The organism is Thermobifida halotolerans (assembly GCF_003574835.2).
In the GTDB taxonomy this organism is placed as follows: domain Bacteria; phylum Actinomycetota; class Actinomycetes; order Streptosporangiales; family Streptosporangiaceae; genus Thermobifida; species Thermobifida halotolerans.
In genome coordinates this window covers 913061-928575 of the sequence record NZ_CP063196.1, presented here as the reverse complement: position 1 = coordinate 928575, position 15515 = coordinate 913061, and the positions used below count along the sequence as shown (strand labels likewise).

General features: G+C 73.7%; 15 protein-coding genes. 11 read left to right on the top strand and 4 right to left on the bottom strand.

Translation table 11 applies throughout. The features are described 5' to 3' along the window. Nucleotides 1–73: 73 nt before the first annotated feature. Complete coding sequence (locus NI17_RS04150) at nt 74–1651, bottom strand: alkaline phosphatase D family protein (RefSeq protein WP_068689260.1); 1578 nt, start codon at nt 1649–1651, stop codon at nt 74–76. A gap of 201 nt (nt 1652–1852) precedes the next feature. On the opposite strand from NI17_RS04150, the gene NI17_RS04145 reads away from it, so the two are divergent. Continuing rightward, complete coding sequence (locus NI17_RS04145; RefSeq protein ID WP_068689262.1) at nt 1853–2830, top strand: aldo/keto reductase; 978 nt, start codon at nt 1853–1855, stop codon at nt 2828–2830. A 106-nt stretch (nt 2831–2936) separates the two neighbouring features. Here the strand turns inward: NI17_RS04145 and NI17_RS04140 are convergent, their stop codons facing one another. Next, nucleotides 2937–3728: a hypothetical protein gene (locus NI17_RS04140; protein WP_243597605.1), complete on the bottom strand. Its 792-nt coding sequence runs from the start codon at nt 3726–3728 to the stop codon at nt 2937–2939. A gap of 125 nt (nt 3729–3853) precedes the next feature. Here NI17_RS04140 and NI17_RS04135 point away from each other — a divergent pair, with 125 nt between their 5' ends. From NI17_RS04135 to NI17_RS04115, 5 genes are all read left to right on the top strand, one after another. Next, on the top strand, nt 3854–4873 hold the full coding sequence (locus tag NI17_RS04135) for an AAA family ATPase (RefSeq protein WP_068689263.1): 1020 nt from the start codon (nt 3854–3856) through the stop codon (nt 4871–4873). Continuing rightward, on the top strand, nt 4870–5841 hold the full coding sequence (locus NI17_RS04130) for a DUF58 domain-containing protein (protein WP_068689264.1): 972 nt from the start codon (nt 4870–4872) through the stop codon (nt 5839–5841). Before NI17_RS04135 ends, NI17_RS04130 begins: the two co-directional genes overlap by 4 nt. Then, nucleotides 5838–6785, top strand: coding sequence for a VWA domain-containing protein (locus NI17_RS04125; RefSeq protein WP_068689266.1), 948 nt, complete (start codon nt 5838–5840; stop codon nt 6783–6785). The genes NI17_RS04130 and NI17_RS04125 overlap by 4 nt, the downstream gene beginning before the upstream one ends. A 97-nt stretch (nt 6786–6882) precedes the next feature. Next, nucleotides 6883–7614: an HAD family hydrolase gene (locus NI17_RS04120; RefSeq protein ID WP_068689267.1), complete on the top strand. Its 732-nt coding sequence runs from the start codon at nt 6883–6885 to the stop codon at nt 7612–7614. Then, nucleotides 7611–8417 (top strand): NUDIX hydrolase, encoded by an 807-nt coding sequence (locus NI17_RS04115; protein WP_068689268.1) that lies wholly within the window; start codon nt 7611–7613, stop codon nt 8415–8417. The genes NI17_RS04120 and NI17_RS04115 overlap by 4 nt, the downstream gene beginning before the upstream one ends. Nucleotides 8418–8453: 36 nt before the next feature. Here NI17_RS04115 and NI17_RS04110 read toward each other — a convergent pair whose 3' ends face one another. Both NI17_RS04110 and NI17_RS04105 read right to left on the bottom strand, forming a co-directional pair. Beyond that, on the bottom strand, nt 8454–9671 hold the full coding sequence (locus tag NI17_RS04110; protein ID WP_243597604.1) for an amino acid permease: 1218 nt from the start codon (nt 9669–9671) through the stop codon (nt 8454–8456). Between the two features lie 167 nt (nt 9672–9838). Continuing rightward, on the bottom strand, nt 9839–10600 hold the full coding sequence (locus tag NI17_RS04105) for an SDR family oxidoreductase (RefSeq protein WP_199859965.1): 762 nt from the start codon (nt 10598–10600) through the stop codon (nt 9839–9841). A 133-nt stretch (nt 10601–10733) separates the two neighbouring features. Between NI17_RS04105 and NI17_RS04100 the strand changes: the two genes are divergently transcribed. From NI17_RS04100 to NI17_RS04080, 5 genes are all read left to right on the top strand, one after another. Continuing rightward, entirely contained in the window at nt 10734–11348 is a 615-nt protein-coding gene (locus tag NI17_RS04100; protein ID WP_068689793.1) for a class I SAM-dependent methyltransferase, read from the top strand. A gap of 54 nt (nt 11349–11402) precedes the next feature. Further along, a complete protein-coding gene (locus NI17_RS04095; protein ID WP_068689271.1) occupies nt 11403–11954 on the top strand; it encodes a TrmH family RNA methyltransferase in 552 nt (183 codons plus the stop codon). Nucleotides 11955–12193: 239 nt separating this feature from the next. After that, nucleotides 12194–13573, top strand: a complete 1380-nt coding sequence (locus NI17_RS04090) for a hemolysin family protein (RefSeq protein ID WP_068689272.1) — start codon at nt 12194–12196, stop codon at nt 13571–13573. Continuing rightward, nucleotides 13570–14589, top strand: coding sequence for a hemolysin family protein (locus NI17_RS04085; RefSeq protein ID WP_119267501.1), 1020 nt, complete (start codon nt 13570–13572; stop codon nt 14587–14589). Before NI17_RS04090 ends, NI17_RS04085 begins: the two co-directional genes overlap by 4 nt. A 129-nt stretch (nt 14590–14718) precedes the next feature. Then, nucleotides 14719–15492: an aldo/keto reductase gene (locus NI17_RS04080; RefSeq protein WP_068689273.1), complete on the top strand. Its 774-nt coding sequence runs from the start codon at nt 14719–14721 to the stop codon at nt 15490–15492. Nucleotides 15493–15515: the final 23 nt, after the last annotated feature.

Sequence of the window (15515 nt, the reverse complement as noted above, 5' to 3'; positions counted from 1 at the left end):
TCGCCACACCCTCAGCATCCCGGCCTCGGCCGGTTCGGGGGAGCGCTTCCGGAGGCGCTCCCCCGAACCGCTCTCACCCCTCCAGCAGTCCGGGGTGGCCGTCCTCGACGACGAATCCGGCCCGGGTGGAGACGGGGGCGTCGGGCCTGGTCACGTACGGCACCACCCGGAAGTCGGTCTGCCAGCGCTCGGGGGTGACCAGGCAGCGCACGTAGCCCCGCTGCTCGTTGACGAACCGCAGGTGCGGGTTGGCCGCGAGGATCGCCCTGCCCTGCTCGCCCAGGTCCTCGCCGTCGCGGCTGCTGCTGATCGAGGTGCCCACGAACTCGGTTCCCACGGTCGCGGAGTCGGGGTCGGTGTGGTCGGCCTTGAGTTCGGCCGCGTAGTTCTGGTGCCGGTCCCCGGTGACCACCACCAGGTTGCGCACGCCCAGCGCCGTGGCCTCGGCCAGCACCCGGTCGCGTTCGGCGACGTAGCCGTCCCAGGGGTCCAGCCACACGCGGGTGTCCGCTCCGGGGTCCACGTCGGTCTGGGCCATCGGCACCTGGTTGCCCAGGACGTGCCAGCGGGCGGGCGAGGAGGCGAACCCCTCCAGCAGCCAGTCGCGCTGCTCGGCGCCGAGCAGGGTGCGGTCGGGGGCGAACCGGTCGGGGCAGTCGGAGGAGAAGCCGTCGCCGCACGGCTGGTCGTCGCGGTACTGGCGGGTGTCGAGCACGGTGAGGTCGGCCAGCCGCCCCCAGGAGATCCTGCGGTGCAGCCCCATGGTCGGGCCCTCCGGCAGGGCGGCGCGGCGCAGCGGAAGGTTCTCGTAGTAGGCCTGGAAGGCGGCGGAGCGGCGGGCCAGTTCCGCGTCGGCGGCGGGGGCGGCCCCCGCCCAGTTGTTGTCGACCTCGTGGTCGTCGAGGACGGCGACCCAGGGGAAGCGCGCGTGCGCCGCGCGCAGGTCGGGGTCGCTCTTGTAGAGCCCGTAGCGGGCGCGGTACTGCTCCAGCGTGACGGTCTCGGCGGCCAGGTGGTCGGGGACCTCGACCTGGCGGACGGCTCCGCTGACGGGGTACTCGTACAGGTAGTCGCCCAGGTGCAGCACGAGGTCCAGATCCTCTGCGGCCAGGTGGCGGTAGGCGGTGTAGTGGCCGTCGTCCCATCTCTGGCAGGAGGCGAAGGCGAACCGCAGGGCGGCGGGCTGTGCGCGCGGGTCCGGCGCGGTGCGCGTGCGTCCCACCGGGCTGATCTCGCCCATGGCCTTGAACCGGTAGAAGTACTCGCGGCCCGGTTCCAGGCCGGTGACCTCCGGGTGCACCGAGTGCCCGAGTTCGGCCGAGGCCACGGCCTGGCCCCGGCGGACCACGGTGGTGAAGCGCTCGTCCGCGGCGACCTGGTAGGAGACGGTGACGTCGCGGTCGTCCATGCCTCCCCTGCCGTCGGGGGCGAGGGGATCGGGGGCCAGGCGGGTCCACAGGACCACGCCGTCGGGGTGCGGGTCGCCGGAGGCCACGCCGAGAGTGAACGGGTAGGACCGGGCGGCGACGGGACGGGTCGACGGGACGGGGAGCAGGCCGGTGCCCAGGGCGACGGCCGCGGCGGAGGCGGCGCCGATTCCCAGGAAGCGGCGGCGGGACGGCGGGGCTACAGGGGACGTGCGGTACACCATCGAGACCCCATCACAGAAAGTAGCGATATCGACTCTCTGTGTATGTTCTGTGTGGCGATGGTCGAGAACGCGCAGGACAGTCAACCGCACGGGGAAAATTTGGTGACCTTTGGTTGCTTATTGGCGCCCCCGTCCCCGCGCCCCGGGGCTTCTCCGGACGGCTTTGTCGAACCGGTTAAGCCCCGTCTAGGATCACTGGCCATGGATACTCGCGTGCTCGGCAGAACCGGCAGAAGCGTCGGCGTGGTGGGACTCGGCACCTGGCAGATCGGCGCCTCCTGGGGGGAGGTCAGCGAGACGGACGCCGTGGCGGCACTGCACGCCGCGGTGGAGGCGGGCGTCACCTTCTTCGACACCGCCGACGTCTACGGCGACGGCCGCAGCGAACGCCTGGTGGGCCGACTCCTCAAGGAGTACGACGGCCTGACCGTGGCCACGAAGATGGGCCGCCGGGTGGAGCAGACCCCCGAGGCCTACAACCCCGACAACTTCCGCGCCTGGAACGACCGCTCCCGGGCCAACCTCGGGGTGGACACCATCGACCTGGTCCAGTTGCACTGCCCGCCGTCGGCCGTCTACTCCGACGACGCCGTCTTCGACGCCCTGGACGCCATGGTCGAGCAGCAGCGGATCGCCGCCTACGGGGTGAGCGTGGAGACCTGCGAGCAGGCGCTCGCCGCGATCAAACGCCCCAACGTGGCCAGCGTGCAGATCATCCTCAACGCCTTCCGCCTCAAGCCGCTGGACGAGGTGCTGCCCGCGGCCCGCGACGCGGGGGTCGGCATCATCGCGCGCGTCCCGCTGGCCAGCGGGCTGCTGTCCGGCAGGTTCTCGGCCGACACCGAGTTCGCCGCCGACGACCACCGCGCCTTCAACCGCAACGGCGAGGCCTTCGACGTGGGCGAGACCTTCTCCGGCGTCGACTACGCCACCGGCCTGGCCGCGGTGGAGCGGCTGCGCCCCCTGGTCCCCGAGGGCGCGACCATGGCGCAGTTCGCGCTGCGGTGGGTCATCGACCAGCCGGGGGTGAGCGTGGTCATCCCCGGGGCCCGCAACGCCGCCCAGGCCAGGGGCAACGCCGCCGCCGCGGACCTGCCCGCCCTGTCCGACCGGACGCACGCCGAGGTGCGCGCGGTCTACGACGAGATGATCCGCCCCCTGGTGCACCACCGCTGGTGAACCCCCACGGAGGGACGCACCTCCGAAACCGGGGAGCCGGGGGGCCGGGCGCCCCCGGGCCGGGACCTCCCGGAGACTCCTCTGCCCCGGCTTCCCGGCGCCGGTCTCACAGCAGGTCCTCCGGGTCGGGGCGGCCCTCCGGGAAGTTCTCGTAGTCGTCGGGGTCGACCGACACCGACGGCACCGGCGAGGGCTGCTCCGACGGCGAGGACGACGGCGACGGCGAGGGCGCGCCGTCGCGCGGCGTCGGCTCGACCGGGGAGGGGCTCGGCATCGGCGTCGGCGAGCCCTGCGGCGTGGGCGAGGGCGAGTCCGTCGGCGACGGGCGGGCGTCGGGTGCGGGATAGGCCTGTCGGCTCATGTCCGCCAGGAAGAAGTAGAGCACCAGCAGCAGCGCCACGACCAGTGCCGCCAGCGCCACCACCCCGGCCGCCAGCCCCCGGTTGGAACCCCCCGCCGTGCCCGCGCCGCGCAGCGCGGCGCGGGCGGGCCAGGCCCACCGCGCCGTTGACGGGGCGGCGGCCGCCGCCCAGTGGGGGGCGTACCTCGGCCCGCCGCCGTCCGCCGCGGCGGGCAGCGCCGCGGCGGCCAGGAACGCCTCGGCGGCGTCGGCCCGCTCCGAGGCCACCGCCACCCACACCACCGCGCCCGACAGCGCCGAGCCCAGCACCCGGGGCCGGTCCGGGACACCCACGCCGTCGATCACCGCGGCCCGGAACCGGTCGACCGTCGCCGGGTCGGTGGCCGCCCCCGCGCTCAGCACCGCAACGCTGACCGGCTCCCCCGAGCGGTCGCGCGCGGCGTAGACCACGCCTTCGGGACGGCGAGCCAGCCGGGCCCGCAGCCGGAACTCCCCCACCTGACGCGGATCAGCGTCCCGCAAAGACTCTCGCGCCACCGCCGCGCCGTCCTCTCCCCGATCCACCGCTGGTGCAGCGGGTAGTCTCGCCGTTGCACACCTTCAGCCACCAACGTACCCGTGCTCCCCGCGGAGCCCAGCCCACGTCCAGGAGGCCACCGCCGATGTCGTCGAACGCCGAGGAGCCCACCGAGGCCACCGCTCTGCTGCGTCGGGCCCTGCACGAGGTGTCCACCGTCATCGTGGGGCAGCAGGCCATGGTGGAGCGCACCCTCATCTCCCTCGTCGCCGGAGGACACTGCCTGCTCGAGGGCGTTCCCGGGGTCGCCAAGACCCTGGCCGTGTCCACCCTGGCCTCCGTGGTCGGCGGCACCTTCAACCGCATCCAGTTCACCCCCGACCTGGTGCCGTCCGACATCATCGGCACCCGCATCTACCGGCCCTCCACCGAGACGTTCGACACCGAACTGGGTCCCGTCTTCGCCAACTTCGTCCTGGCCGACGAGATCAACCGCGCGCCCGCCAAGGTCCAGTCGGCGCTGCTGGAGGTGATGTCCGAACAACAGGTGTCCCTGGGCGGTACGACCCACACCCTGCCCAGCCCGTTCATCGTCATCGCCACCCAGAACCCCATCGAGTCCGAGGGCGTCTACCCGCTGCCCGAGGCCCAGCGCGACCGCTTCCTCATGCGGGTCCAGATCACCCATCCGCGCGCGCACGAGGAGTTCGAGATCCTGCGCCGTATGAGCGTCACCCCGCCGACCCCCGAGCAGGTCCTGGACCTGGCCGATCTGGAGCGGATCCAGGAGCACGCCCGCCGGGTGCGCGTCGACCAGCTCGTCGCCGACTACGTCGTGCGCCTGGTCATGGCCACCCGCGACCCCGCCTCCTACGGTCTGGCCCCGCTCCAGCACGTCGTGGAGGTCGGCGCCAGCCCCCGCGCCACCCTGGGCCTGGTGTCGGCCTCCCGCGTCCTGGCCCTGCTGCGCGGGCGCGACTACGTCCTGCCCGAGGATGTCCAGGCGCTGGCCCACGACATCGTCACCCACCGTCTGGTCCTCACCTTCGACGCCCTCGCCGACGGCGTCACGGCCGCGTCCGTGGTCGACCAGGTCCTGGCCGCCGTCCCACCGCCCCGCGTCATCTGGGACGAGGCCCCCGAGTCCGCTCCGGCGCGCCCGTGACGCTCGACGAACGCCAGCAGGAGACCCTGCGCCGCCTCACCCTCACCGTGACCCGGCGCCTGCACGGCCTGCTGCACGGCGAGCACCTCGGCCTGCACGCGGGTCCCGGCAGCGAACCCGGCGACGCCCGCCTCTACCAGCCCGGCCAGGACGACGTCCGCCGCATGGACTGGGCCGTCACCGCGCGCACCACCCATCCCCACGTCCGCGACCTCGTCGCCGACCGCGAGCTGGAGACCTGGACCCTGCTGGACCTGTCGGCCAGCATGGACTTCGGCACCGCCGACAGCGAGAAGCGCGACGTCGCCGTCGGCGCCCTGACCGCCGTCCTCCTGCTCACCCGGCGCGTCGGCGACCACGGCGGCGTCCACCTCCTCCACCGGGGCGGTGTCCTGCGCTGGAACGCCCGCCCGGGCATACCCGCCCGCCAGGCCGTCTCCTCCGCCCTGGGCCGCCTGGGCCGCGCCCCCGAGCCCCGCCCCGACCTGCCCCCGATGCGGCTGGCCGACGCGATCACCGACCTGTCGCGCACCCGGCGCCGCCGCGGCCTGCGCGTGGTCGTCTCCGACTTCCTCGACACCGTCCCCGGAGCCGTGCCCGCCTGGCAGACCCCGCTGCGCCGCATGAGCGCCACCTGCCAGACCGTGGCCATCGAGGTCGTCGATCCCAGGGAACTGGACCTTCCCGCCATAGGATTGGTCACGATGACCGATCCCGAGACCGGCCGCACCCGCCAGGTCCACCTGACCGAGAAGGTGCGCCAGCGCTACGCCCGCGCCGCCGCCGACCAGCGCGCCGCCATCGCCTCGGCGCTGCGTGCCGCGGGCGTGGCCCACCTGAGGCTGCGCACCGACCGCGACTGGGTGCGCGACATCGCCCACTTCGTCATCACCCAGCGGCGCACCGCCCACCGCCTGGCCCGCCACACCGTGGCCGGGTCCACCACCCGGACAAGGACCGCACCGTGACCTTCCTGGCGCCTGCCCAGTTGTGGTGGCTGCTGGCCGTGGCCGTCGTAGCCGCCGCCTACGTTCTCGTGCAGCGCAGACGCACCACCTACGCGCTGCGCTTCTCCAACCTGTCCCTGCTGGAGCGCGTGGCTCCCCGGGTGCCCGCGTGGCGCCGCCACGTCCCGGCCGTGCTGTTCCTGCTCACCGTGGCCGCCCTCGTCGGGGCGCTGGCCCGTCCCGCCATGAGCGTCCAGGTGCCCCGCGAACGCGCCACCATCATCGTCGCCATCGACGTCTCCCCGTCCATGGCCGCCACCGACGTCGCTCCCGACCGGCTCACCTCCGCCAAGGAGTCCGCCCAGGGTTTCATCGGGACCCTGCCTCCCCGGTTCAACGTCGGTCTGGTGACGTTCTCCTCCGTGGCCACCGTCGTGGCCTCCCCCACCCAGGACCACCAGGCCGTCTCCGACTCCATCGCGAACCTGACGATCTCCTCGGGCACCGCCATCGGCGAGGGGGTCTTCGCCTCCCTGCAGGCCATCCACTCCTTCGACGAGGACGCCCCCTCCGATCCGCCGCCCTCCGCCATCGTCCTGCTCTCCGACGGGGAGAACACCAGCGGACGTCCCGTCCCGGCCGCCGCCGCCGAGGCCGCCGCCGCGGGCGTGCCCGTGTCCACCATCGCGTTCGGCACCGGTGTCTCCATCATCGAGATCGAGGGCCACTACGTGCCCGCCAACATCGACAAGGCCACCCTGGAGGAGCTCGCCGCCACCACCGGAGGGCACTTCTACGAGGCCGAGTCCACCGGCGAGCTCAGGGACGTCTACTCCGACATCGGCTCCTCCCTGGGCTCGGAGACCGTCCACGAGGAGGTGGTCACCGCCTTCGTCGGCGCCGCCCTGGTGCTCGCCGCGGCCACCGCGGTGGTCTCGCTGGTGTGGTCGCAGCGCCTGCCCTGACTGCGCATTCTCCGAGTCGATTCTCCGTCTGCCCACGCGACCCGCTACCGTGACTTTCGTTTGCTTGCCAACATGCAACGGAAACAGCCAAGGACCGATGTCTCAGCACCCCACACCCCCCACAGCCGTCTTCTTCAGCCTGGACGACACCCTCGTCGACGACCAGAGCGCCTCCTCCCAGGGGCTGCGAGCCCTCATGGAACGTCTCGGCCACCCCAGCTTCCCGGCAGCTCGGGCCCTGTGGGACGTCCAGGGCACCCTGTCGGCCACGGCCCACCTCACCGGGCGGCTCCCCCTGGTCGAGGCGCGCCGCCAGCGCGTCCGCGCCCTGGCCACCCAGGCCGGTCACTCCCACGTCTCCGACCAGCACTGCGACGAGCTCTACCAGCGCTACCTCGACGTCCACCGCTCGGCCTGGCGCACCTTCGACGACGTGGCCCCCACGCTCGCCCAACTCGCCCAGCGCAACGTCCGTCTCGGCGTCATCACCAACGGCTCCCAGAACCGGCAGCACGACAAGCTCGCCTCCCTCAACCTCGCCCACCACTTCGGCGCCGTCGTCTGCGCCGAGACCGCCGGTGCGGGCAAGCCCGACCCCCGGATCTTCCACCTGGCCTGCCAGCAGCTCGGGGTCGCCCCGCACCAGGCCTGGCACGTGGGCGGCCAGGTGCACGCCGACGCCCTGGGCGCCCGCAGCGCGGGCCTGTACCCGGTCCTGTGCGACCGCCACCGCACCCTGCCCGCCACCGACGTCGTCACCGTCCAGAGCCTCACCGAGCTCGCCCCCATGATGTCGGGAGCCCACCCCACCGGAGCGGGCCTGTTGTGAGTGCCCCGACCGGCGCCCAGCCCACGCGCCGGGCCACCGCGCACCTGCTGCCGACCACGCCCGACGGGAAGGTCCACGTTCCCGGGGACGGTCTGGTCTCGGTGCGGATCGCCTTCGGCGACGATCCGGCCGCCCTCCTGCGCGCGGCCGCCCAGCTTCCTCCCGCCACGCCCCTGGCCGCCGTCGACGTCCGCACCGAGACGGCCGCCGTGCGCCACCGCGGCGACGTGCTGGACATGCACATAGACCGGCTCTACTACGCCGCCCCCACTCCCCTGCCCGCCACCCACACCCTCGACCGGGCGTTGGCGCTGCCCCGCCGCCCCGGTCCCGCCGAACTCGCCCCCGACGAGGTCCTGCCCGCGACCGCGCTGCGCCGCTTCGCCGTCTACGGCCTGGTCACCGACCCCGTCGGGCGGCTGCTGCTGTCACGGATCGCCCCCGGCTACCCGGGGGAGGGCACCTGGCACCTGCCCGGCGGAGGCGTCGACCACGGCGAGACCGTCCGGGCCGCGCTCGCCCGCGAGATCGCCGAGGAGAGCAGCCAGACCGCCCGTCCGGGGCGGCTCATCGCCGTCGCCCACCACCACCGCCTCCACTCCGAGGGGCCCTACACCGACATCTACGCCCTGTGGGTGTTCCTGCACGCCCACGTGCCCCACCCCACCCCCGCCCGGGTGGCCGAGACCGACGGCTCCACCGCCGACGCGGCCTGGTTCACCCCCGAGGACCTGCCGCACCTGCGCCTGTCGACCACCGCCCGGCGCGGACTGACCAGCCTGTTGGCCTCCGCTCCCGGCTGAGCGCGGCGTGGGGCCGGGAGCGCCCGCGCGGGGCCGTCACGCCCGCGCGGACGCGCGCCGCCTGCGCCACCGCCGCACCACGAACACCGCCACGCCCGCACCCACCGCGGCCATCCCGCACACCACCGCCTTCGACGGCAGGCACAGCGCCAGCACGGTGCAGCCCACCAGCCCCACCACCGGCATCGCCAGCCAGGGCCGGTTCTCCGTGGGGCCCAGCCGCAGCGCCGACGCGTTGGCCACCGCGTAGTACACCAGGATGCCGAACGCCGACATGCCCGCGGCGGTGCGCAGGTCGAGGTCGACCACCGCCACCGCCGCGGCCGCCGCCGCGCCCACCGCGACCAGCGCGCGTTCGGGAACGCCCAGGGGCCGTGCCCCGCCGCCCAGCCATCGGGGCACGTGTCCGTCGGCCGCCAGCACCGCCACCATGTGCGCCGCCGCGGCCACCACCGGCCCCAGCACGCCCACGCACGCCAGCGCCGCGCCCGCCGCCACCGCCGACTCGACCGTCGCCGAGGCGCCGCCCGCGGCGGCCACGTCGAGCACGGGGGTCGCCGAACGCGCCAGCGCCCGGGGACCCAGCACCGCCACGGCCGTCACCGCCACCGCGACGTAGCCGCCCAGCGCCGTGCCCAGCGCCCAGCCGATCTCCCGCTCGCCGGCGCCCACCCGGGAGCCGCTGATCCGCGTCCATCCGGCGAACGCGAAGAACAGCAGGCCCGCCGCCGACAGCACCGCCGACAGTCCGTGCCAGCGCGCCGCCTCCGCCACGCGCGCCCACTCGGCGGCGTCCCCGCTCCAACTGAGCACCACCACCGCGGCCAGCACCGCCAGGACCGCCGCGCAGGCCAGCGCCGCCGCCCGCACCGGCGCCCGGGTGCCGCTCCATCTGAGCACCACCACCACGGCCAGGATCACCAGCGCGCCCGCCCGGGGCTGGCTCGGCCACACGTAGGCTCCGAACGTCAGCGCCACCGCGGCGCACGCGGCCACCGCGCCCACCGCGAACGCCCATCCGGCGGCCAGCCCCCACCCCTCGCCCAGTCGGCGGCGCCCGTACACGTAGGCGCCGCCCCGCCCGCGGTGGTGCAGCGCCAGCCGGGTCTCCGAGATCGCACTGCAGTAGGCCACCGTCGCGGCGATCGCCAGCGCCAACGGCAGCCACACCCCCGCCGCCCGCGCGGCCGGGGCCAGGACCGCGAACACGCCCGCGCCCACCATCGCGCCGAGTCCGGCCACGACCGCGGCCACGCCGCCCGGCATCCGCGGGGCGACGGCAGATCCAGAAAACAGTGAGGTACCCACGGCGTGAGTGTGCCGCATCCACGTCACGCTCGCGTGAAGACTCCGCCACCCGCCCCTGAACACGGCCTCCCTCCTCCGCCCCGGGCGCCCGGCCGGGCGCCCGGGGCGGAGGGCTACTCCACTCCGGCGCGCAGCGTCTTGCCCCCGTCCAGGGTGATGACCTGGCCGGTCACCCAGGAGGCGTCCGAGGAGGCCAGGTAGGCGACCGCCGCGGCCACGTCCTCGGGTTCGCCCAGGCGGCCCAGCGGGTACCCGGCGGCGGTCTTCTCCTCGTCCTCGGCGTACAGCGCCTCGGCGAAGCGCGTCTTGACCACCGCGGGCGCGACCGCGTTGACCCGGATTCCGCGGGGCGCGAGCTCGTAGGCCAACTGCTCGGTGAGGTTGATCAGCGCCGCCTTGCTGGCCCCGTAGACGCCGATGCCCGGAGAGGGGTGCTGTCCGGCCAGGGAGGCCACGTTGACCACCGCGCCGCCGTGCTCGGCCATCCACGCGTGGTGGGCCTCGCGCACCCACGCCGCCGCGGCAATCACGTTGACCTGGAAGATCTTGGCCATCGCGGCCTCGTCGACGTTGACGACGGCGTCGAAGACCGGGTTGATGCCGGTGTTGTTGACCAGGACGTCGAGGCTGCCGAAGGTCTCCAGCGCCCGCCGGACGACCTCGGCCCGGTGCTCGGGGTCGTGGGCGCGGCCCGCCACCCCCAGCGCCCGGTCGGGGCCGCCGAGCTGTTCGACCGCCTCGGCCAGGGTCTCGGCTCCCCGCGCGGTCACCACCACCCGGCCGCCCTCGTCGACGATCCGGCGCGCCGCGGCGAACCCGATGCCCCGGCTGGCGCCCGTCACCACCGCGACCTTGCCCGCGAAACGATCCACCACACAACTCCTTGCCACAGCGAGGGGGACAGAAAGACGACACCAACAATACCGACCGGTAGGTCTGTTGCGATGTCGGGGCACCCGGCGCCCGCCCGGTCCGCCGCACCGGGCCGTGCTGCTACCCTCCCCCAGCGTGACCTCGCACTACTTCAATCCCGACCCCGACACGCCCAGCCGCACCGCCACCGTCACCCTGCTCCTGCCCGACCTGCACCTGCGCCTGACCACCGACCGCGGCGTCTTCTCCCCCGACCGTGTCGACCTGGGCACCCGCATCCTGTTGGAGACCGTCCCCGCGCCCCCCGACCACGGCACCCTCCTCGACCTCGGCTGCGGCTACGGCCCCATCGCGCTGACCATGGCCCGACGCGCCCCCCACGCCACCGTCGTCGGCGTCGACACCAACCGGCGCGCCCTCGACCTCGCGCGCCGCAACGCCGAGGCCAACAACGTGCCCAACGCCCACTTCCACCCCGCGCCCGAGGTCCCCGACCCCGGCGCGCCCCTGGCCGGGCCGTTCGCCGCCCTGTGGTCCAACCCGCCCATCCGCATCGGCAAGAACGCCCTGCACGCCCTGCTGACCACCTGGCTGGCCCGCCTGGAGGAGGGGGCCCACGCCCACCTCGTCGTCCACAGGAACCTGGGCGCCGACTCCCTGCAGCGCTGGCTCGACACCGTCGGCCACCCCGCCGAACGCGTCGCCTCCCGCGCCGGTTATAGAATCCTGCGCACCACGCGCCACCCATGACCTGCCGCTAGACTCGGTCTTCGGACCCGACACCCACGCGAGGACACACCCCAGGTGAGCACGCAACTGCGCCCCACCGACGTCAAACGACTCAACCGCCACTGGCGCAGGCACACCCACAACCGCATCAGCCTCATCGTCGAATCGGTCACCCAGCCGTTCAACCTCGGCTCCATCCTGCGCACCGCCGCGACCTTCGGCGTCGACACCGTCTGGCTCACCGGGAACGCCGTCACCCCCGACCACCCCCAGGTCAACAAGACCGCACTGGGCACCCACACCAAGGTCCGCTGGGAGAAGGTCGCCGCCACGGTCGACGCCGTCGCCGCCGCCCGCGCCGACGGCTACCGCGTCGTCGCCGTCGAACTGGCCCGCGACGCCCTCCCCCTGCACCGCGCCCCCCTCACCGGCGACGTCTGCCTGGCCGTCGGCGCCGAGGACCACGGCTGCTCCCCCGCCCTGCTGGCCGCCGCCGACGCCACCGCCTACATCCCCCAGACCGGCCGTGTCGGCTCCCTCAACGTCGCCGTCGCCACCGCCGTCGCCATCGCCGAGACCCGGCGCCGCGAGTGGCAGGACCTGCCCGGCGACAACACCGCCGACTGAGCGGGCGGCCCGCGGACCATTCCCCCCCGTCGACAGGGTTCAACCACACCGAAGACGGGAACTTCTCAGCCCTAACCGGCGTATTCACCCATAACTGGTTCACCATCGAAGAGAGAGGCAATGGACCCGTCCCGAAGTAGCAGCAGCGTCCCCGGACGCTGCGCTTCCGAAACCGACGACCCCCACTCACCCGGCCGCGTGCCCACCGGACCCCGCGACTCCGAGGCGGTGTGTGCGCGATGAGCGTCATCCTCAGCATCCTCCTCGGAGTCCTGGTGGTCTTCCTGATCACCGCGGTGACCGGATACTTCGTCGCCCAGGAGTTCGGCTTCGTCGCCGTCGACCGGTCCCGTCTCAAGGCCCGCGCCGCGGCCGGTGACACCACCGCCCGACGCGTTCTCGACATCACCGCCCGCACCTCCTTCATGCTGTCGGGCGCCCAGCTCGGCATCACCGTCACCGGTCTGCTCGTCGGCTACATCGCCGAACCCCTGATCGGTTCGGGCATCGGCGAACTCCTCGGCGGCGTCGGCGTGCCCACGGGCACCGGGGTGGCCGTCGGCACCGTCGCGGCCCTGCTGTTCTCCACCGTCGTCCAGATGGTCTTCGGTGAACTGTTCCCCAAGAACCTCGCCATCGCCCGCCCCGAGCCCGTGTCCCGCTGGCTGGCCCTGTCCACCGGCGTCTACCTGCGTGTCTTCGGCTGGGTCATCTGGCTGTTCGACCGGGCCTCCATCCTGCTGCTCAGGGCGGTGCGCATCACCCCGGTCGAGGACGTCCAGCACGCCGCGACCCCGCGCGACCTCGAACGCATCGTCGAGGAGTCCCGCGACAGCGGCGACCTGCCCGCGGAGCTGTCCACCCTGCTGGACCGCACCCTGGACTTCCACGAGCGCACCGCCGAGCACGCGATGATCCCGCGCCCCCAGGTGACCTCCGTCGACGCCGGCGCCCCGGTCAGCCACGTCGTGGAACTCATGACCGCCACCGGCCACTCCCGGTTCCCGGTCCTCGCCGACATCGAGACCGTCTCCGGAGTCGTCTGCCTGCGCGACATCCTCGCCCTGGGCGACCGGGACCTGACGGCCACCCGCGTCGCCGACGTCGCCCGCCGCGCCGTCCTGGTCCCCACCTCGCTGCCGCTGCCCGCGCTGCTGGCGCAACTGCGTGCGGCCGACGACCAGTTCGCCTGCGTCGTCGACGAGTACGGCGGCCTCGCCGGGGTCGTCACCACCGAGGACATCGCCGAGGAGCTCGTCGGCGAGATCGCCGACGAGCACGATCCGCAGGACGAGTCCCGCCCCCGCGTCAGCGACAACGGCGACTGGCTGCTGCCCGGCGCCCTCCACGTCGACGAGGTCGAACGCCTCCTCGGGCACGACCTGCCCGAGGGCGACTACGAGACCATCGGCGGCCTCGTCATCGCCCATCTGCGCCGCCTGCCCCACCCCGCCGACCGGGTCACCATCGCCCTGCCCCGCCACCCCGGGGCCGACGAGGCCGACCCCGACTGGACGGTGGTCCTCACCGTGGAGAACGTGGACCGCCACGTTCCCGAGACCGTGCGGCTCGAACTCCGCGAGACGCCGCACACCGCCCGGACGGAGGTGAACGCGTGAGCGACCTGAACCCGTGGCTCGCCCTGGTCCTGTCCGTGTTCGTCGTCGGCCTGTCGGCGTTCTTCGTCGCCATCGAGTTCGCGCTCGTCTCCGCCCGCCGCTACCGGCTGGAGGAGGCCGCGGAGACCAGCGTCTCGGCGCGGGCCGCGCTGAGGAGCGCGCGTGACCTGTCGCTGCTGCTCGCCGGTTCCCAGCTCGGCATCACCCTGTGCACTCTCGCCCTGGGCGCCCTCGCCGAACCGGCCGTGCACCACCTCGTCGAACCGCTGTTCCACGGCTGGCTGCCGGACGCCGCCTCCTACGCCGCCTCCTTCGTGGTGGCCCTGGTGATCGTCACCTTCGTGCACCTGGTCGTCGGGGAGATGGCCCCCAAGTCCTGGGCCATCTCCCACCCCGAGCGGTCGGCGACCCTGCTGGCCCTGCCGATGCGCGCGTTCATGTGGCTGACCCGGCCCGCGCTGGTCGCGCTCAACGGCCTGGCCAACTGGTGCCTGCACCGCGTGGGGGTGGAGGCCGTCGACGAGGTCGCCTCCGGCCACGGCCCCGAGGACCTGTGGGAACTCGTCGAGCACTCCGCCAGGGCCGGGGCGCTGGACCCCGAGCGCCGCGCCCAGCTCGCCACCGCCCTGGAGGTCAACTCCCGGCCGCTGCGCGAGATCGTCACTCCCAGGGAGGAGTTCGCGCAGGTCACCGCGGACGCCGACCTGGCGGCCATCCGTCGGGCCGCCCGGGACAGCGGGCACCTGCGCCTGGTGGTGGGCGACGACGACCCCTTCGGGGTCCTGCACGTCCGCGACACCTTCACCAGCCCTCCGGACACCACCGCCGCCGACCTGATGCGTCCGGTACTGACCCTGGACGCCACCACCCCCATCTACGCGGCGCTGAGCATCATGCGGGAGAGCCGCACCCACCTGGCGCTGGTGGAGGAGAACGAGGAACTGGTCGGCCTGGTCACCATGCAGGACATGCTCGACCGGCTGCTGTCCGGAACCGCCGAGGCCGCGGCCCGCTGACCCGTCCCGACCACCGGCGGGGCCGACACCCGGCGGGTGTCGGCCCCGCTCCGTCGTGCCGTCCGCCGATTGACGCGTACCGCCACGGGTACCCGACCCCTGTCGCAGCCACCACCGCGGGAGCAGCCCATGACCATGCCCACGATCACCCTCAACAACGGCGTCGCCATGCCCCAGCTGGGTTTCGGAACCTGGCAGGTGGGACGCGACGCCGTCGCCACCGCGCTGGCCGCCGGATACCGCTGCCTGGACACCGCCGAGATGTACGGTAACGAGAGCGCCGTCGCCGAGGCTGTCGCCGCCTCCGGAATCGACCGCGCCGAACTGTTCGTCACCACCAAGGTCTGGAACGACCACCACGGCTACCGGGCGACCCTCGACGCGTTCCACGCCAGCCGCCGCAGGCTCGGCCTCGACGTCGTCGACCTGTACCTCATCCACTGGCCCGGCCCCTCCGACTCCGGCAACATCGAGACCTGGCGCGCCCTGGAGACGCTGTACGCCGAAGGCGCCGTGCGCGCCATCGGGGTGTCGAACTTCTCCCCCGCCCAGATCGACGTCCTACTCGACGCCTGCGACGTCGTCCCGGCCGTCAACCAGATCGAACTCAACCCCGCCCGGCCCCGCCTGCGGGAGCGCGCCCACCACGCCCGGCACGGCATCGCCACCCAGGCGTGGGCGCCCATCGCCAGAGGAGGTCTGCTCACCCACCCCGCGGTCACCGCCGTCGCCGACGCCCACTCCCGGACCCCCGCCCAGGTGGTGCTGCGCTGGCACCTGCAGCACGGTGTCAGCGCCATCCCCCGCTCCGCCACCCCCGAGCGCATCCGCAGCAACCTCGCCGTCACCGACTTCACCCTCACCCCCGACGACATGGCCGCACTGGACGCGCTGGGCGAATGACCCCGTCCCGCCGCCGCGGGAGC